This window comes from Spirosoma lacussanchae (genome assembly GCF_005870035.1).
Lineage (GTDB): Bacteria > Bacteroidota > Bacteroidia > Cytophagales > Spirosomataceae > Spirosoma > Spirosoma lacussanchae.
Window position 1 is genome coordinate 67,574 of sequence record NZ_SWJG01000008.1, and the last position, 18,847, is coordinate 86,420.

The 18,847-nt window shown below is 55.4% G+C and carries 18 protein-coding genes; 13 read left to right on the top strand and 5 right to left on the bottom strand.

Going from position 1 to position 18,847, the window contains the following annotated elements; all coding sequences use genetic code 11:
- Positions 1–2: 2 nt before the first annotated feature.
- On the top strand, positions 3–302 hold the full coding sequence (locus FBR45_RS21715) for an ImmA/IrrE family metallo-endopeptidase (protein WP_138506244.1): 300 nt from the start codon (positions 3–5) through the stop codon (positions 300–302).
- A 55-nt stretch (positions 303–357) separates the two neighbouring features.
- On the opposite strand, the gene FBR45_RS21720 is transcribed toward FBR45_RS21715, so the two are convergent.
- Positions 358–1,515, bottom strand: coding sequence for an ROK family transcriptional regulator (locus tag FBR45_RS21720; RefSeq protein ID WP_138506246.1), 1,158 nt, complete (start codon positions 1,513–1,515; stop codon positions 358–360).
- A gap of 284 nt (positions 1,516–1,799) precedes the next feature.
- Between FBR45_RS21720 and FBR45_RS21725 the strand changes: the two genes are divergently transcribed.
- Positions 1,800–2,462 (top strand): hypothetical protein, encoded by a 663-nt coding sequence (locus FBR45_RS21725; RefSeq protein WP_138506248.1) that lies wholly within the window; start codon positions 1,800–1,802, stop codon positions 2,460–2,462.
- A gap of 267 nt (positions 2,463–2,729) precedes the next feature.
- On the opposite strand, the gene FBR45_RS21730 is transcribed toward FBR45_RS21725, so the two are convergent.
- From FBR45_RS21730 to FBR45_RS21740, 3 genes are all read right to left on the bottom strand, one after another.
- The gene (locus FBR45_RS21730; RefSeq protein WP_138506250.1) at positions 2,730–3,476 is read right to left on the bottom strand and encodes a hypothetical protein; all 747 of its coding nucleotides are present in this window, start codon (positions 3,474–3,476) and stop codon (positions 2,730–2,732) included.
- Between the two features lie 68 nt (positions 3,477–3,544).
- Positions 3,545–3,856 carry a hypothetical protein gene (locus tag FBR45_RS21735; protein WP_138506252.1) on the bottom strand — a complete coding sequence of 104 codons (312 nt, stop codon included), beginning with the start codon at positions 3,854–3,856 and terminating at the stop codon, positions 3,545–3,547.
- 112 nt (positions 3,857–3,968) lie between these two features.
- The gene (locus FBR45_RS21740; protein ID WP_138506254.1) at positions 3,969–4,268 is read right to left on the bottom strand and encodes a hypothetical protein; all 300 of its coding nucleotides are present in this window, start codon (positions 4,266–4,268) and stop codon (positions 3,969–3,971) included.
- A gap of 371 nt (positions 4,269–4,639) precedes the next feature.
- Between FBR45_RS21740 and FBR45_RS21745 the strand changes: the two genes are divergently transcribed.
- The 5 genes from FBR45_RS21745 (at position 4,640) to FBR45_RS21765 (ending at position 9,141) form a co-directional block, all read left to right on the top strand.
- Positions 4,640–5,674 (top strand): LacI family DNA-binding transcriptional regulator, encoded by a 1,035-nt coding sequence (locus FBR45_RS21745; protein ID WP_138506255.1) that lies wholly within the window; start codon positions 4,640–4,642, stop codon positions 5,672–5,674.
- Between the two features lie 171 nt (positions 5,675–5,845).
- Positions 5,846–6,082, top strand: coding sequence for a helix-turn-helix transcriptional regulator (locus tag FBR45_RS21750; protein WP_317128632.1), 237 nt, complete (start codon positions 5,846–5,848; stop codon positions 6,080–6,082).
- 194 nt (positions 6,083–6,276) lie between these two features.
- Entirely contained in the window at positions 6,277–7,440 is a 1,164-nt protein-coding gene (gene egtB, locus FBR45_RS21755) for an ergothioneine biosynthesis protein EgtB (protein ID WP_138506259.1), read from the top strand.
- Between the two features lie 14 nt (positions 7,441–7,454).
- On the top strand, positions 7,455–8,414 hold the full coding sequence (gene egtD / locus FBR45_RS21760; protein WP_138506261.1) for an L-histidine N(alpha)-methyltransferase: 960 nt from the start codon (positions 7,455–7,457) through the stop codon (positions 8,412–8,414).
- Between the two features lie 292 nt (positions 8,415–8,706).
- On the top strand, positions 8,707–9,141 hold the full coding sequence (locus tag FBR45_RS21765; protein WP_138506263.1) for a response regulator: 435 nt from the start codon (positions 8,707–8,709) through the stop codon (positions 9,139–9,141).
- Between the two features lie 9 nt (positions 9,142–9,150).
- Here FBR45_RS21765 and FBR45_RS21770 read toward each other — a convergent pair whose 3' ends face one another.
- Positions 9,151–12,573 carry a HEAT repeat domain-containing protein gene (locus FBR45_RS21770; protein ID WP_138506265.1) on the bottom strand — a complete coding sequence of 1,141 codons (3,423 nt, stop codon included), beginning with the start codon at positions 12,571–12,573 and terminating at the stop codon, positions 9,151–9,153.
- Positions 12,574–12,853: 280 nt separating this feature from the next.
- Between FBR45_RS21770 and FBR45_RS21775 the strand changes: the two genes are divergently transcribed.
- The 6 genes from FBR45_RS21775 to FBR45_RS21800 all read left to right on the top strand — a co-directional run bounded on the left by FBR45_RS21775 (position 12,854) and on the right by FBR45_RS21800 (position 18,838).
- Positions 12,854–14,950 (top strand): TonB-dependent receptor plug domain-containing protein, encoded by a 2,097-nt coding sequence (locus FBR45_RS21775; RefSeq protein ID WP_138506267.1) that lies wholly within the window; start codon positions 12,854–12,856, stop codon positions 14,948–14,950.
- Positions 14,951–14,965: 15 nt separating this feature from the next.
- Positions 14,966–15,601, top strand: a complete 636-nt coding sequence (locus FBR45_RS21780; protein WP_138506269.1) for an HmuY family protein — start codon at positions 14,966–14,968, stop codon at positions 15,599–15,601.
- Between the two features lie 111 nt (positions 15,602–15,712).
- Positions 15,713–16,051, top strand: a complete 339-nt coding sequence (locus tag FBR45_RS21785; protein ID WP_138506271.1) for a DUF6686 family protein — start codon at positions 15,713–15,715, stop codon at positions 16,049–16,051.
- 13 nt (positions 16,052–16,064) lie between these two features.
- A complete protein-coding gene (locus FBR45_RS21790; protein WP_171044935.1) occupies positions 16,065–16,931 on the top strand; it encodes a heme/hemin ABC transporter substrate-binding protein in 867 nt (288 codons plus the stop codon).
- Between the two features lie 3 nt (positions 16,932–16,934).
- Positions 16,935–18,038: a FecCD family ABC transporter permease gene (locus tag FBR45_RS21795; protein ID WP_138506273.1), complete on the top strand. Its 1,104-nt coding sequence runs from the start codon at positions 16,935–16,937 to the stop codon at positions 18,036–18,038.
- A 2-nt stretch (positions 18,039–18,040) separates the two neighbouring features.
- The gene (locus tag FBR45_RS21800) at positions 18,041–18,838 is read left to right on the top strand and encodes a heme ABC transporter ATP-binding protein (RefSeq protein WP_138506275.1); all 798 of its coding nucleotides are present in this window, start codon (positions 18,041–18,043) and stop codon (positions 18,836–18,838) included.
- Positions 18,839–18,847 lie beyond the last annotated feature (9 nt).

Genomic DNA, 18,847 nt, shown 5'->3' on the forward strand with positions numbered 1-18,847 from the left:
TCATGACCGGCGCCGAGTTAGCCCATCAGATCAGCCAGCGATATGGCACCACCGATGCAACCGAAATTGCGCAGCGGGCGGGCGTTGTCGTGCGGTACGAACGATGGCATCCGGTTACTATGGGTGAATACCACAAAAAGGACCGAACTATCTGCATCAACCTGGCCGCTCCCCTGGAGCCGACGCAGGTACTGGCGCACGAGTTAGCTCATTATTTTATTCATGAAGCGGGCATCCTGCTGCCCCGTCAGGAAGAAGAAAAACTAGCTGATTCATTCGCCAGGACCTTGCTGGCTGGGTAAGTTAGTGTCGCCCTGCGAATAGTAGCTGTACCAACTCTGTACGACCAGCAGGGTGCTACGGCTCGAAAACCTTTTCGATGACCAGCGCATACGCACCCAGCATCTCTGCTTTTTCGCCCAGCGGGGAAACCATAAACTCGCAGTCGGCCAGGAGCTGGGGTAGGCTATGCAGACTTAAGCCGCGGATGACCTGATAGGTCAGGTACTCACCTACATCGACAAACCGGCCGCCCAGAATGAGCAGTTCGGGGTTAAATACCTGTATCAGCATAGACAGGGCTTTGCCGAGTTGTTCGCCCAGGTCTGACAGCAGCTCGTTGACGAGTCGGTCGCCTTGTTTGGAGAGGGCCATTAAATCTCGATACGGCAGATACCGGCCCGTTTTTTCGGCATACGTTTCTTCCAGAGCCGCCCCCGACACGACCGTCGAGAGGCAGCCTTTCTTGCCACAAATACACAACTTATCGTTGTCGAAAAAAGTGACGTGCCCAAATTCCCCGGCAAAATAGGAATGCCCGTTATGGATGTGCCCGTTCGAGATCAAGCCGACGGCCAGCCCCCGGCTCAGGTTTACATAAACCACGTTTTGTTTGTCGCGGGCCAGCCCGAACACCTGCTCGCCCATGGTCATGAAATGGGTATCGTTATCGATATAAACCGGGTATGGCCAGAGTTTTTCCAGCCGGTCGGTCAGGGGTTCGTCGAAGTTCAGGAATGAATAACTGATGCCTTTGGCGTGGTTGACCCGCCCGGTGATCCCGATACCCACCCCCAGAATCTTGTCTTCGGCGATGCCTTTATTCCGGATGAGAGTCGGCACCGTACGGGCTACAAACTCGAACGATTCGTCGCGCTGGCTGATATCGAAATTATCGGTCTCATAATCGTAGATGACTTCGTGATGGAGGTTGATAATGCTCATCCGAAACGACTTGAGCAGCAACTCAATCCCCACGATATAGCCCTGGTCCGGGTTCAGATTGTACACGGTTGGCCGACGACCACCTGACGACTCTTTCTTTCCCGACTCGATCAGGATGTTCTTGTCTACCAGGTCATTGACGAACTTGATGGTGGTGGGTAAACTCAGCCCGCAGAAGTCACGGATTTCAAGCACCGTTTTCCCTTTTTCACGCAACAGATACTGGATGATTTTTCGGGTCTGCAGACTATGGTTATTGCCGAAACCCAAACCCTCAAGAAAGCTTCTCATTCAATGTGCCTCTACAGAACTCTCCGAACGTGGTTTCGGATGCCCTGACAAATATAGAGTTCTGCCATCAAATTACGCGGCCGATCAGCCCAGGTAACGTTCTGAACAGATGCCCGCTATCTGACTGAGCGCATCCCTGAACAGTAGCTGGTATAGGTCTACGGAATGCTTTCGACCGGTGACTCAAAGGATTAGTTACTCAAGCGTTCATACGGTTTATATTCACCAGTCCGCTTAATGTTGACGCTCCCAATCAGTCCCCAACCCTCGTTAATCGCCCTCTTATGAAAACCACAATCCTTTTGTCCTGTCTGGTCGCATCACTCCATCTGCATGTTCCTACGAATACTCGCTGGCGAGCCGCTCCGCAGGCCCCGGTTCCATGCACCATGTCGAACGGGCAACCCCGACTCTACCCCTGCGAATTCAAGATTCAGGAGATGTACTTGCTCGGGAAAAACAACGAAGTGGTTGGAACCATCACGCCCGCGAACACCAGCGTCAAGCTGCCAAGGAGCAAGGCAGTACAGGTCATAAAGTCATCCAGTGGCGAGTCTTTTATCTACAATGTATCGCTGGATATTCGTCGGATCAACACCGCCAGTTTCCCGCCCAAGCCTTCTCCCATTCCGGGCCTGAACGTTGGTTTTTACGAAGTAGGAACGTCTACCGTTACCAGCCCGATTTCGCCGGGCGAGGTAAAACTCGTCAGGCGCGTCGACATCGCTCAAGCCTTACCCAAACCGGGCGTCCGCCCTACCCGTATCAGTTTTACCCTGCAGCTAAACTACACCACCGGCGCCGGAGCTACGATTGTAGCACCCGTTCAGTACGTTCAGGTTAAAAACCCGATTACGTTCACGAAATTCCCGTCCTCGGTCAACCAATACCGCGACCGGGCCGAAGCGTGGCTGGCTTTCAGTACCAGCGTGGATATGACGAAATAAGAGGCCTTTTTCTTATTGGTACTAAAGCGTTCGATACTCGTTAGGCGATTGCCCCTCCTATTGCTCGAATAAGCGGTTGAATCTGCGGATACGTGAACCCCGATGTGAGGCTAACCCGTTTTTTGCGCCTGAATCGACGGGTTCGATTCAGGCGCTTTCCGTTTATGGCGGGCAACCTGTTTAACCCGATTTAAAAGGTTCTCTCTTGGCCCCCATGGCTTGTTTACCGGCGCCCTCAGCTGACCATCCCCAACGGGGTCGGTACAACTAAGCCGACGTCAGAACCGTAACCTCATTGGGCTGTTCCTCCCAGAACGCACACAGCGTTTGTTTGAGCGGAAAAACCAACCCATGCAAAGCAATCTGCGTACGGTAGGTTTTGTATTGGGCAACCAACGCCGGAAACAAACGAAGCCGGGCCGATTCCAGAGGCTGAATATCGAACAGGGCCGTTACATCCGAACTGGTTGCGCGCAGTACATCCTCCTCGTTTAGCTGCAGACGATAGGGGCTAACTCCGGACTGTACAGCTGTCGAGACCGTATGTAAATAGTGCCCATACGCGGCCAGCCAGAATGCCAGCCCAGCCATAGTATGCCCCTGATTCAACTCTTGCGTCAGCACAGGCAGCAGAAACGCGGGTAAAACAGAAACGCCTTCGGCACATAAGCGGTGAAGCGAATCTGTATCTACCGTTTCGGCAAACTGGTTCAGGAGTTGATCAACCCAGGCACTCTGCTCCGTTTCCGAAACCACCTTATGAGTGGCGGCATCGAAGTGAACAACAAATGAGCGCAGGTAGGAGTGGTACAACCCCCCGGAACCTATGTCAGCCGTGGGCTCAGCCAGCACAAGGGGATAGGCCAGCCAGGTAAACGCGGCAACCCGCATCGACTGGTCGGTGACGCCTACGGTCTCAGTCCATTGATCAGCACCGTGGGCTGCGGGACTATACCCCGGCAGGTTGGCGCCTGTTCTGTCTGCAGTCAGCAACTGATCTATACGTGTCAACATAGCTGGGGCAGTTTTAGGTGGATAAATCCGATAAGACCAAACGAGTCTTCTCGGCTGGTTGGTCAACTCTAGGCAAACAGACTTGGCCGGTGCAGATCGCCAACCGGCAACCAGCCCGCATCCCGACGGCGGAGCGACTGGGCAATGGTAATGATCCGGTTTCCCTGGTCGCCCTGTTCACCGATGCTGGCCTGTTCGTAGTTCTGCTGGCGGGATGGTTCCCAATCGAATAACTCCGTCTTGGAATCATAGATACCAACCGGCTTCCGTTTGTTGTCAGCGGCCAGTTTATGCAATACCGATAGAGCCTCGGTCTGTGTGTTGCAGCCAACATGATGATACTGCTCATTGAGCAGGTAAAGTACTGAAAAACGTTTCATGACTTGGTTGTTCAAAAATGAATGAGTACGACCACAACGGACGGACAAACTGGAATACCAGTTACAGCCTGTTTGGGGCGAAAAGCATAGTTATGTGCTGGTAGAAAACGGACTAGGCGTTTTCCTGCTGGGCGCGAAACCGATCAAGTCCGATTCCTTTGGTTTGGGTCGCCTTAGAACCGCTCCGGGAGGAAACCGTTCGAGGGCTGACCGCCGACCCGAAAACGGATGGCTGAGGTTGGCCCGGTTGCTGATCGGCGGGCAGCCAGTTGCTGCCGAATGGGTTGCCACTACGGGCGAGCGCTTCAAAAACCTGCACCTGTTTGTGAATAAAGGTCAGTAGCGTTTGTTGAAACGGGTGGGCCAGCTTCGTCGGACGAGCACTGGGCCTATGTGTTTGTGAAAATTTCATAATCTGTAAAGTTGTCGGTCGGGTCGCAGGCCTCTCCCCCATCAGGCTGGAGGCAGCGAAGCGACATCGGCTGTAGTCCCTGTTGAACTTGGTCGATCCCACCCGGTTTTGGGTGGGCCACTCGCAACTGTTTTTTTGTCAAGCGTTCGTCAAAGTAACGGCATCATTCAGTCGAAAGTTTAATCGTTTAAACCTAAATAATACAACAATCCTAAATTTCATTATATAATACGATATATTTATTAGAATAATACAACAAAAACGATTGATTTAGAATTTTTCATTGAAGTTTCAAAGTCTGTAAACTTTATATGTCCCTTTTTTAGTTTAAACGATTAAACTATTTTATTGCATTTTGTTTCGTTAGTGGCATGCAAAAGAAGACTTCTCTTAAAGACATTGCCCAGGTTGTAGGCGTGTCTACAGCCCTGGTGTCGTACGTACTCAACAACAAAAAGGAAAACCGCATCAGCAAGGAGGTCGCCAAACGAATACGACAGGTTGCCAAAGACTTAAATTATCAGCCCAATCAGATTGCCAAGAGCCTTAAAACCAGCCGGACGCGTACGCTGGGGCTTATCGTTGCCGATATAGCGAACCCCTTTTTTGCCACGCTGGCCCGATACATCGAGGACGAGGCCGATAAACACAATTACACGGTCATATTCGCCAGCTCGGACGAAAACCCGGATAAGTGCCAAAAACTGATAACGACCCTGCTTAATCGCCAGGTCGACGGCCTGATCCTGGCTCCTCCCGCCGGGGTAGAGTCGCAGGTAATCGATCTGCAGAAAAAAGGAATCCCACTGGTTCTGGTTGATCGGTACTTTCCTGACATCCGAACCAGCTATGTGGCCCTGAATAACTTTCAGGCCATGTACACGGCCGTCGATCACCTGGCTAAAGCGGGATATCGTCGGGTTGGCATGATCACCCTCGACACGGACCTCTATCATATTACCGAGCGAACGAGAGGGTATCTGGCTGCTCTCCAGGATAACAACCTCACCACCCGGCGCAGCTGGCTCAAACCGATTGGCCCATCGAACCTGCCAGCCGAGGTAGCCAGAACCCTGCAAGCATTCACGACTGGCCCCCAGCCGGTAGAAGCTGTCCTGTTCGCATCAAACCTGATCGCTATGGCGGGTCTGAAAGCCATTAAATCGTTATCAGTAGCCGTACCCAACGAGCTGGCGGTGGTCTGTTTCGACGAAACGGATACCTACGGACTTTTCGACACGCCCCTCACGTACATTCGTCAACCCGTTCAGGAACTAGGCCAGCTGGCCGTTTCGGTTCTTCTCAACACACTGGCCGTGCCGGGCCAGATCACCCAGGTCAACCTGGATGGTCAGCTGATTGGGCAGGCCTCCACCCAGCCGGTCTCCATCCTGCTACCTGACTAAACAGAATAGCTCTGCCGAGACCTGCACAGGACGCAGCCCGTTCGGATCAGACTCCGCCAAGCTGTTCCTGCGTCGTTATTTGAATTTCGTAAGTTTCTGTTTGTTTTTCGTCCTTTTACGTAACTGGGGCCCGGTAGCTTTGTATCAAATTTAAAGGCCCACGATTACGCGCTGCACCTATCGATTCATGTGAACCATTTGAACCGCTCGGTCAGGGAACATAAGGGACGACCCACAACGGCTCATATTGCCGACCGTGTCATCAGCGAAGCAAAAGCCCTGCTGCAGTTTACAGATTGGAGTATCTCGGAGATTGCGTACGCGCTGGGCTTCGACTACCCCACCCACTTCAATAACTTCTTCAAAAAAATGACCGCCACCACCCCCAGAGCATTCCGGTCTTCATAAACCTGAATCAGGTACATTTAACCCACAGGAAAACCGAGTCCAGTCGTCTGAATTACCAGCCAACAACCCGGTGCTGCTGGCTTGACCAGTCAGTGATGGTGAGCTGTAGCGTCGTTCCACAATCGGGGAAATGCGATTTTTTTGCACCACCGGCGGATAAAGCTGGTTATGCATAAAACGTTGATTACTCCCGCATGCACCTGTCCGAACGATACAGCCAGTTGAGGGCCCGAAGCGAAGCCATTTGTCAGGGCCTGGAACCCGAAGATTATGTTGTACAACCCGTAGTTGATGTGAGTCCGCCCAAATGGCATCTGGGACATACGACCTGGTTCTTTGAAACATTCATCCTCATACCATCATCCGCTGGCTACCAAGTATTTGACCCCAGCTATCCGTACGTATTTAACAGCTATTACGAGTCGGTGGGGGCGCGGGTAGTCCGAACCGATCGGGGCAACCTGAGCCGTCCGTCAGTGGCTGACGTGATGGCGTACCGGGCACATGTCGACAAAGCCATGCAGGCATTTCTGGCTGAGACAGCGCTTTTGTCCGACTCACTGCGGGCCACTATCGAACTAGGCATCAACCACGAAGAACAGCACCAGGAGCTATTGATTACCGACATCAAATACATTCTGGGTCATAACCCGCTCATGCCGGGCTACAGCACCTCGTACCCAAAACCGGACGTCCCAGACTGCCAGCAGCCCGACTGGATCTCCCTGCCTGCGGGTGTTTACGAGATTGGGTCCCACGGCGATGAGTTCTGCTTCGACAACGAACTAAACCGGCACAAGGTGTATCTGGCCGCCTATCAGATTCAGTCTCAGCTGGTCAGCAATGCCGATTATCTGGCGTTCATCGAAGCAGGCGGCTATTCAGACTTTCGGTTCTGGCATGCAGAAGGCTGGGAATGGATCAAAAGCCAGCAAAGCCAGGCCCCCCTTTACTGGCACCAGATCGATGGCAGCTGGTTCCACTACAGTCCGAAGGGGCTGGTGCCGCTGCCGCCCCATCAGCCCGTCTGTCACGTCAGCTATTACGAAGCCTGGGCGTATGCGCAGTGGCGCGGGTTGCGCCTGCCCACCGAGGCCGAATGGGAAGTGGCTCAACACCTATTTCCGTGGGGCCCGCGCTGGGAATGGACCGAAAGCGCTTACCTGCCTTATCCTGGCTTTACGAAAGCGGAGGGGGCTATTGGCGAATATAACGGCAAGTTCATGGTCAGTCAGATGGTGCTTCGGGGGGCCTCGGAAGCAACAACCCCCGGTCACAGCCGCCCCACCTACCGCAATTTTTTTCACCCTCCTTTACGCTGGCAGTTCACGGGTATTCGCCTGGCCAGATCCATATGACAGATTCTACCGGTATGCAACTTACTCAAGTTGACAGCGCCTTTCGTCGGGATGTCATCCGCGGCTTATCCGCCAGCCCAAAATTCCTGCTGTCGAAATACTTTTATGATTCCAGGGGCGATGCCTTGTTTCAGCAGATCATGCGTTGCCCGGAGTACTACCTGACCCGGGCCGAAGAAGAAATTTTGCGGGACAAAAGCAGGGATATTTTACGGGCCTGCACCACTCCGCACCCAACGTTCGATATCGTTGAACTGGGAGCGGGCGATGCCTCCAAGACCACGCACCTGCTGCGGGCCGCTATAGACCTGACGTTCAGCAACCGCTATGTGCCAATCGATATTTCGGCCAGCATGGTTGAGCAACTTACGCAAACATTACCGGTACAGCTCCCGGGCCTGGAGGTCGATGGCCTCGCCGGTGAATACTTCCCGATGCTGGCCCAACTGCAACACAACGGGCCAACCCCAAAGCTGGTATTGTTTCTGGGAGGAACCATCGGCAACCTCCTGCCGACCGAAGCGATCGCGTTTTGTAAGGAACTGAACAACTACCTGAAACCGGGCGATTACGTTCTGATGGGATTCGATCTGCGGAAGGACCCTCAGACCATACTAAATGCCTATAACGACAAAGCCGGACTGACCCGCGCGTTTAACCTGAACCTGCTGAACCGGATCAATGACGAGTTAGGGGGTACGTTCGACCCGGCAAACTTTGTTCATTTTCCCGTGTATGACCCCGTAACCGGAGCCTGTAAGAGCTATCTGGTCAGCACCTGCCAGCACGACATCCTCCTGGACGACGGCACCCTTTTCCGGTTCGGGAAAGACGAACCGATCTACATGGAAATTTCGCAGAAGTACACCCACACGCAGATTGCCAAACTGGGTAATGAAGCGGGTTTCGAGCCGATACAGACATACATGGATAGCCAACAGCAGTTTACGGATGTGCTTTGGAGAAAACCCTGAATCATTACCACAATACACTGACTTTCTGCATACTACACCGAATTAACACCAGGGCTAGCCCTGTCTTGTCCTCCCAACGGGCAAATACGGATGACAAGGCTGGGCCAGCATTCGTTACTAAATTCCGGATAGGGCTGCTTCAGAGCCAGACCCGGTGTGTTTCCGGGCAACGCGACGCAGTCAGAGTCAGTACGCACGCCTAGGGAAATGGCCATTTAGTAGATAATTGGCCATTTCCCTATCAATTCTGAACTCATTGGGTTCTGTATGCACAACGAAGAATTGAAAACGTATGGAAGTAAACGGTCCTATCATTTGTATTGACGACGATACAGATGACGAAGTGCTTTTAACCCCTATTCTCAACGAAATCGCCCCGCTGAGCCCGGTCATTTTTTTCAGCAGTGCCCAACTCGCGCTCGACTACCTGAAAACAACCAAAGACCGGCCCTTTTTGATCATCTCAGAAGTCAGCCTGCAGGAAATGAGCGGAATCGAGCTGCGCCAGCAGATCGAAGAGGATTCAGCCTTACGCAAACGTGCGATTCCGTTCATTTTCTTTACCCATCCTGTTTACAAACACCTGGTCGAAGAAGCCTATGAGCTAACCATACAGGGATTTTTTGAAAAGCAGCAGAGTCAGCAGGCCATGCGCTCCCAGTTACAGGCTATCGTGGATTACTGGTCTAACTGCCTGCACCCCAATCGGTTTACTGAGGAAGACTAACCCGCTCTCCTACTTGTCGTCCTGTAACGTAGCCAGGAAACTGACCACATCCCGAATCTCGCGTTTGGTGAGCAAGTACTTCATATCCGGCATACTCGACGGCGAATCGGTACGGGTAGCTATCTGGTTCTTTCTGATCACGGCATCGGGCTGATCACCGGCTTTAATGGTCAGTTCGGTAGCCGTTTCGCCCTGAATGATACCGCTGATCGTTTTGCCGTCTTTCAGCGCGAGTGTGGTCGTGCCGAAACCGGGAGCCAGCCGCGCGCTGGGATTGATTACGGCTTCGAGCAGTTGTTCGCGGGTTAGCCGCCGGGCAACCCCGTTCAGGCGCGGACCGGCATTACCTCCCAGGTCATCGTAGGCATGGCACCGGATGCACTGTGCCGTCTGGTGCCGCATGAAGATCCGGCGTCCTTTATCGGGCTCCCCCCCCAGCAAACTGCCCTTGTACGACGCCATAACCGCATCCGCCGACAAACCGCCGGTGATGGTTTTGTAGCGGCTGGCCAGTACCGGTGATCGGGTGCTGGCAATGGCTTCTTCCAGTTCCAGGCTGATTTCGGGCGAGAGTGTCCCGCCCTCCAGTTTTGTCAGCAGTTGATTGAACACAAGCTGTGTGTTGGCAACGGGCAGCTTGCCCAACGTCAACAGAGCCGCCTGCTTTTCTTCGACGGGTTGATTGTTGATTACGTCGGTCAACAGCGTGGTGATGCGGTCTTTTGCCATGGTGGTTTTGCCAACCAGATCCAGCGCGGCTACCCGAACCTGTTTGTCTTTGTCGGCCAGACCGATTTCGATGGCATTACCAATTTTAGGACTATTCAGCCCCGCCAGCGCCCGCAGCGCTTCGACCCGAATCGTGGCCGATGCATCGGTTTTTAGCCGGTCCAGCAGGTTATCCGATGCCTGCGACAGACCCAGCTTCTGAATGCCCCGCACCGCGCTGAGTCGTAAACTCTGATCCGAATGGGTTAGTAACTGGGTGTAGGTGGCTGCCGATTTAGTTTTTACCAGATTGGCGTCCCGTACGGCCGGACCCCGATACCGCCCGTCAACGCGGTCCAGCACCGACGGCTTCGACCAGGTACTGAGTGCGTCGAGGGCATCGGCCCGCATCGCAACGGGGCCCCCCTCCCGGCCGGCAAAGCTGATCAGCTGCTGCATGGCTGCTGGCGTTCCTACCCGCAGGTTGGCACTGATGGCCCGCCGAAGCAGCGGCTCATTCGTGAAACGGGTCGTGGTCAACAGATTACCCAGGGCAGGCAAGGCGCCCGGAATAGACAAATCGTCGTTGATACCCCGCGCGGCTTCGGTAACGATAAACTCATCATCGTCGGCCAGAAAATTGGCAATGCCGGGATGACTCAACCGCCGAAGGGCCACTACAGCCGCAATCCGCACTCCCCGCGACGGGTGCTTGGCCAGCGCTACAACCGGCTCTGCCTTCCCAATTCGGGCCAGCGCCAGACTCCCTGCATGACGCAGGTACGCGTCTTTGTCGTTGTTGGCCGCCAGCATGGCAATGATCGGCTGAATAGCGGGTTCATAGGCCATCCGACCGAGGGCTTCGGCCGCAAAGAACTGCACCCGTTCGCTCGGATCGCTCAACAGCGGCAACACCGAGGGGGCGGCTTCGGTGTGGCGACCATCGCCCAGCCATTTGGCAGCCTGTGCCTTGATTTCAGGGTCTTTGTCTGTCAGCAGGGGCACCAGCTGCTGGGCGTATTTCTTATCCTGCCGGGCCAGCTGGCTGATACCCCAGATGCCGTGAATGCGGGCTAGTTGATCGGCAGTTTGCCGGATGGCCGCGCTGAGCACCGGAGCGCCTTTAGCGCCCCGCTTCACCAGCTCGAACTGAGCTTTCTGGCGCACGCGCATGTCGGGGTTTTTCAGGTAATCGCCCAGTTGGGTTTCGGAAACGCGGGCGAAGTTCTCGGCCAGCAGCTTTTTGGTCAGCAGCCGTTCAGCCGAGCCAGCTCCGTCTTTATCGTCGAGTTTCCAGATCCGACCGTAGTCTTTGGAGTCCCAGCCGTTAATCCAGTCGGCTACGTACATGGCTCCGTCGGGACCGAAGTCGATGCCGGTAGCCAGCACATTACCCAGTATTTTTTTGTGTTCACCCAGCTCAAAAGAAGCTCCTTTGGGCTTCAGGCTAAACATATGAATACCCGACCGGGCCGGGCTACCCACAAACTCGCCAATGAAAAACTTATTCTTATAGGCCGGACTCAACGCCGTACCCGGGTTGAACAGCATACCGGTCGGTCCGCTGACAAAGTTGGCGATGGTCGGCGTAAAATAAGCGGCCTGACCGTCGAAGCGGGGTTTGTACATCCCCTCATCCATCCAGACTTTGTAGGTGTTGTTGTTCGGGTCGCGGTATTTACCGTACTGCCAGTTGCTGCGCCAGCCGGTATCGGAGCCGTTGACGATATAGACAAGCCGTTCGCGTTCGCCGGGGTGATCGCCGTCGTTGTCTTCGCTGATCAGGTTACCATATTGATCGAAAACAAATTCGTGGGTGTTGCGAACACCGTAGGCAAATACCTCGAAGTCGCTCCCATCCGGATTCGACCGGACAATAACGCCACTGTTCGGGTGCTCCCACTTCTTGCCGTCAGGCCCTTTTCCGTTGAAACCGATATCGCCAATCTGCCAGTAAATACGCCCATCGGGACCCATCTTAATGCTCGACATCCCGTGGCCGCTGAAGCCGACGTGTACTCCGTACCCGTGCGAAATAGATTTTTTCTCGTCGATGATGCCGTCGCCGTTTTTGTCTTTCATGCGCCACAGGTCCGGCGCTACGGCTACGTACAGATCGTTACCATCGGCCATCACGCCACCGGCAACGTCGGTTACTTCGTCATGGAAATCACTGACGACCCGTTTCGACAGATCAGCCAGTCCATCGCCCGAGGTGTCTTCGAGCCGGTAGACATGTTCACGCTCAATGGTCAGATCCCGCCAGTCGTGCGAGCCGTCGCCGTTGAGGTCTTTCAACCACTCGTTTTTCTTGCTGTTTGCGGGTGACAGCACCTGGCGCAGAAACGCCTGCCGATCGGCTACGCTTTGCAGCCGGTTGGATTCGATTTCCCAGTCCTGGTGCCCCCGAATGTCGAATTCGGAGTTTTTCTGGCGGTTGGTACGGGTATAATACAGCCGGCCCTGGTCATCCATGTCGATGGCGATCGGGTCAGCCACCAGCGAATCGACTCCCCATATTTTCAGGGTCAGACCGCTGGCCAGTTCGGGCGAAACCTGGGCTTCGATGGCTTTCGCCTGTGTGGTGAGTTGTTCAGGGGTCAGGCGTTTGATGGCCGACCCGATCGGATCTTCTTTAAAGCCTACCAAGACCAGCAATGGAGTGAGCGCTATGCCTGCACACCCCGCAATCGTTCCTATCCGGTTTCGTCTGAATGTCGTCATGGAAAAAGTAACTACGCACTATTTACAATCTATGTATCAAGTTCGCATTCGAACTTCTTTACTGTTCAATCCCAAAATCGACAGCTAATTCATTTAAAACAAAAAACTATCGACTTATATATATACTACCCCAAGGTTTGTTTGTAATAATTCTAAATAACTCAGTTTTTATTTGGATTAATTTTAAATAACGAATACGTTTGCAGCGGACCTGTACAGAAATGATTCGGATTACGGTCAACATCGCCTGTGCAATCACCTCACTGCCAACCTATTCACCATGTTATCGATTCTACTTCTTCTGGCCATTGAGCAGGCACCCGATCTGGCAGCTGACACGAGTCGTACTAAACAGCTAGACCCCGTTGTCGTTACGGCAACCCGAACCGAGCGGCACGTCGGTTCGCTGCCGATGCCCGTTACCCTGATAGGGCAGCAGCAGATCCGGCAATCAGGGAGTTTGCGACTGAACGATATTTTACGGGAGCAAACGGGCCTGGCTATCGTCAACGATCACGGGCAGGGGCTGCAGGTGCAGGGATTCGGACCGGACTATACCCTGATTCTGGTAGACGGAGAGCCATTGGTAGGCCGTACAGCCGGTACGCTCGAGTTGAGCCGGCTAACAGTGGGTAATATCCGACAGATCGAAGTAGTTAAAGGCCCTTCGTCCAGTCTGTACGGCTCCGAAGCCCTGGCCGGTGTGGTCAACATCATCACCGCCAATCCGGCGGAGGGGGTGCGGGGTAGTCTTTCGAGTCGGTACGGTGCTAACCAGACCAGCGACCTGACCACCGATATATCCCTGCGCTCCGGCAAAACCGGTCTTTACCTGTTCGGTAATCGGTACCAGTCGGGTGGGTATGATCTCAGCCCCGAAACGCCGGGCACCACCGTGTCTCCCTTTCTGAATTACACCACCAGCGGGCGGCTCACCACGAGCTTCGGTCCCCGCCTGAAACTGGGGATATCAGGTCGATTCTTCACGGAACAGCAGGACAACTCGCTGGCCACCGTTGATCAGCGGCTGGTTTCGGGCACCGGCCGGGTACGCGACTACTCCATAAACCCGGTACTGACCCAGCAGCTAACGGATACCTGGAAGCTGACCTACCGGTATTACCACACGGGCTACCACACCACCACTAAGCTGGCGTATCAGGATACCCAGGCTCCTTATGACGACAGCTATTTTCGGCAGAACTTCGACCGGGTAGAGATTGTCACGGAGCGCACCGTCCGAAACCGGCATTACCTGACGCTGGGAGCCGGCTATATAGGCGAAGGCGTTGAAGCCACCCGCTATCCCGGCCGCCAGCAGTTCAGTACCCGCTACGGTTTGGCTCAGTTCGAGTGGCAGCCGTCGACCCGACTGACGCTCATTGCAGGAGGCCGCTTCGACGCCCACAGCCAGTATGCCTCGCAGTTCAGCCCCAAGTTGTCGGCCCGTTATGAGCTGAACCAAGGCCTGGCTATACGAGCTAGCGCAGGTGTCGGGTTCAAGGCGCCCGATTTCCGCCAGCTCTATCTCAACTTCGACAATGCGGTGGCGGGGTATAGCGTGTTTGGTACCCAGGAGGTAGCTGCGGGTATCGCGCGTTTGCAGCAACAGGGTCAGATTGCCGAAGTCCTGATCGATCCGGGCCGATTTGGGGCCATCCGGGCAGAGAGTTCAGTGGCGGTAAATCTGGGGGCAGTGCTCGACCTGCGCAAAGCCCACGACATCCCCGTTCGGATCAGCGCAAATCTATTCAGAAACGACATCCGCGACCTGATCGAAACCCAGGTCGTGGCCCGCAAAACCAACGGGCAAAATGTGTTCAGCTATACGAATCTCAGCCGGGTATACACCCAGGGCATCGAACTGGATGGCAGCTACCGAATCGAACTGGGGGGCTCCCAGCTGACGATCAGCAGTGGGTATCAGCTCCTCGAAGCCAAAGACAAGGCCGTGGTGTCGAGCATCCGAAACGGGGACGTGTTCCGCCGGAATCCGGAAACCCTGCTTACCGAACGCGTCAACCGGTCAGACTACGGAGGGCTGCTGAACCGGTCACGGCACATGGCTAACGTAAAACTCTTTTATGAACTGACCAAATCCGGTGTATCGGCCTCGCTGCGGGGCATTTACCGGAGTCGCTACGGCCTGGCCGACCGGAATGGCAACCTGATTCTGGACGAAGCCAGCGAATATGTGCGCGGTTATACGACCTGGCACCTGACAGCCGCTAAAACAATCAAAAAACTGACCCTGCAGGCCGGGGTCGATAACCTGACGGGCTATACCGATCCGTCATCCATTCCAACCCTCGCCGGGCAGCTCTGGTACGCCAGCCTGCGCTGGGACTGGGCCATTAGGAAAAGTAAATCCAATTAATCAGTTCATACTCTTATGAAAACTACGTATCCCGTTTTACTTCTGGTAGCCGCTATGTCAATGCTCCAGGCCTGTAATGACGACGACACCTCTACCGCGCCAGTGCTGCCAGTACAGGCGCAGACGGTAACGAACCTGCCTGCCGATCCTACCACCCCCAGTTCAACGACTGGCCAACCACCACTCAGCACCGGCAAATACACGCTGTTTAACCTCAGAGATAACAAAACCGTAGTCAACACCGACTCGGCCAGTAACAAATGGGACATCGGTTTCCGGGGTACTTCGATCATCGTCAACGGGGGCCCAATCCGGTCCGGCCAGGGCGGAGCATATGTATATACAGGCACCTTCGATGAACTGACGACCATACCCACCTCGGCCACGTTCGCGCAGGATCAGAGTCCATCGAGTTTGGCCATTCCGTCGGTGTCAGGGGCGGGCTGGTATAATTACAACTCCACCACTAACCTGGTTACGCCAATTCCGGGGCGGGTGCTGGTGATTCGTACGGGCGACAACAAGTACGCCAAGGTCGAGATTCTGAGCTATTACGAGAATGCGCCAGCCGCGCCAACGTCAGCCAACCGGTCGCGGTTCTATACCTTCCGGTACCTGTACCAGCCCAACGGTTCGATGAAACTTAACTAACCCCGCCCCGGCGGCAACCCAAAGTCCTCGGCGTGGCAGCCAGCCCGGTTCGTGATCTGTACTGGCTGCCCGCTTAGGCACAAACCGCTCAACAAAACGACGCTTACCGCTATGAACCATAGACACTACTTCCGAAGTTTTGCGCAGAACGAGTTTGGGTATGTAGGTATGTGTGACGAGTGTCGCGTGGTCAATGTGGCGTTCAATAACTCGCTTTTCTGCCTGTCCCTTGACCAGTTCGATGCCTTTGCCGAAATGATCTTTGACCGGCTGGCCATGCAGCCGTTCGGTACGACCCACGGGAAGGAGCTGCTCCTGCCAACGCCCATGCCGAACTACTTCCTACTTTTTTCGGAAGATGACCTGACGAACCTCTGCGCCTTACTGACCGAAGCGGCCCCGGTTCTGGAAGCACAACGCATTCTTGATCTGAGTCAGCGACTCTCCTAACCATCCTCTGATTATGACGGCTATCATTCAACCAACAATCCTTTGCCGGCTGGCGCGCTTTGTTTTCGCATTGATCATGGCGGTACCGCTGGCCACATCGGCGCAGGCGCCCCGCATCGTCTCGCTCGACGGCACCGTCAGCGAAATTCTGCATGAGCTGGGGCTACAGGATCGGCTGGTGGGCGTCGACGTGACGAGTACCTATCCCGAAAGCCTGCAAAAACTCCCTAAAGTAGGTCATAACCGGACCGTTTCTGCCGAGGGCGTGCTGGCTCAGCAACCGACACTCGTACTGACCACCGAGAAAGCGGGCACCACACCAGCCGTTCTGGACCAGCTACGGGGGGCCGGGGTGCAGGTGATTACCTTCAGACAGGAGTTTTCAGTCGAAGGCACCAAAAAGCTAATCAACGATATAGCGGCCATCTGTCGGGTACCCAGCAAGGCGCGGGCCGTCATCCGGCGGCTGGAGTCGGATATGGCCCGGGTGCAGGCAGCGCCGGGTCGACCAAAGGTTCTGTTTATTTACGCCCGGGGAGCGGGAACCATGCTGGTAGCAGGTCGGGGAACACCGGTCGAGAAAATGATCGAACTGGCCGGTGGCCAGAATGCTACCCGTCAGTTCGACGAGTTTAAGCCGCTGACAACCGAGTCGCTGGTAGCTGCCAACCCAGACATTATCCTCCTCTTCGACAGTGGGCTCGAAAGTTTAGGCGGGCCCCGGGGCTTGCTCGACATTCCGGGCGTGGTCCAGACCAACGCAGGAAAGCAAAAACGATTTGTGACCATGGATGGTCACCTACTCACGGGCTTTACCCCCAGGCTGGGAAAAGCGATTAGTGAGCTGGCCCGTAAAATCAGCCCCTCGGGCACACTCTGACCCATGGCAATCGAGCAGCTATACACCGACCAGCCAATAACCCGTAAACCGATTACCCCAACCGAATCGCTGCCGGCCGTGCGCCGACCCTGGCTCCTGCCGGTGCTGGTCGCGGGCCTGCTGGCTACTGTCCTGGTGTCGGTCGGTGTCGGTGCGGTATTCATTTCCCCTGCCGAGGTGCTGACCATGGCTGGTCATTGTGTTGGACTGGCTGCGGCACCTGACGAAATGAAAACGGCAATCCTGACCACGATTCGCCTGCCGCGGGTCTGTCTGGGTCTGCTGATCGGGTCGGGGCTGGCGGTAGCTGGTGCGGCTATGCAGGGCTTATTCCGCAATCCGCTGGCCGACCCTGGGCTGATCGGTATTTCATCGGGGGCCTCGCTGGCCGCCGTTTGCATGATCGTCCTGGAACTTACCCTTTTTCAGCAACTGGGTGGCCTGCTGGGGTATTATGCCCTATCGCTCGTTGCTTTTCTGGGCGCCTGCGGTACTACCCTACTCGTTTACCGGCTGGCCCGGGTAGCCGGGCAGTCGGTCGTTACGACCATGCTGCTGGCCGGTATAGCCATCAACGCGCTGGCAGGTGCGCTGACGGGTCTGCTCACGTACATGGCCACGGATGACCAGTTACGGACCATCACGTTCTGGTCGCTCGGTAGTCTGGGCGGGGCCAGCTGGACCACCGTACTGGCGCTGCTGCCCTTTACGGGGGTGGTGCTGGTTGGTCTGCCGCGGCTGGCCAAGTCGCTCAATCTGTTGTCGCTGGGCGAAAGTCAGGCGGCCATGCTGGGGGTAAACCTGACGGGCCTGAAGCGCCAGGTAATCGTACTGAGCACCCTCGCGGTGGGTACTTCGGTGGCCGTGGCGGGCATCATCGGGTTTGTCGGCCTGGTCATTCCCCACCTGATCCGGCTGGTAGCCGGAGCCGATCACCGGCGGGTTCTGATCGGTTCAGCGCTGGGCGGGGCTATCGTGCTGACCGGTGCTGATGCCCTCGCCCGAACCATTGTGGCCCCGGCTGAACTACCCATCGGTATCCTGACCGCCTTACTCGGAACGCCCGTCTTTCTCTGGATGCTAATCAACGAACGAACCCGCTCCTGACCATGCTGACCGTCGAGAATCTAACCTTCCGAACAAACCAGCGAACGCTATTGACTCAGCTGTCATTCGAGGCCCGGGCGGGCGAACTGCTGGCCATTGTCGGACCAAACGGCGCCGGGAAGTCAACCCTGCTCAAGCTATGCGCCGGTGAGCAGAAACCCACCGCAGGAACCATCGCGCTACACGCTACCCCGCTGAGCGCATACAGCAGTAAGCAGCTGGCCCTGTGCCGGGGCATGCTGCATCAACAAAACACCCTGGCGTTTCCGGTGCGGGTCCACGAGCTGGTACTGATGGGGCGTTACCCTCATTACGGAACTCACCCCTCCCCCGCCGATTATTCGATTGCCGAAGCGGCACTGGAAACGGTAGGCATGCAGGCGTTCAGCAACCGGATCGTATCGACCCTGTCGGGTGGGGAGCAGCAGCGGGTTCAGCTGGCCCGGGTATTGGCTCAGGTCTGGGCCGTACCAAACGGCTTACTTCTGCTCGACGAACCAACCACCGGCCTCGACCTGCTCCATCAGCATCAGCTACTGGACGTTGCCCGGCAAATGGCGCAGCAGGGTTTTGCCGTACTAGCTGTTTTACACGATCTGAACATGGCCGCCCAGTACGCCGATCAGATACTGATGCTGCGGGCCGGCCAACTGGAAGCCTACGGTACGCCCAACGACGTGCTGACGGCTTCCCTGGTGGAGCATGTATTCGGCCTTCCGGTTAAACGGCTCGAGAACCCCTGTCATCACTGCCCACTGATTGTTCCTGTACCCACCTTTTCATCCGCTTTTACACAATAATCTGTATCA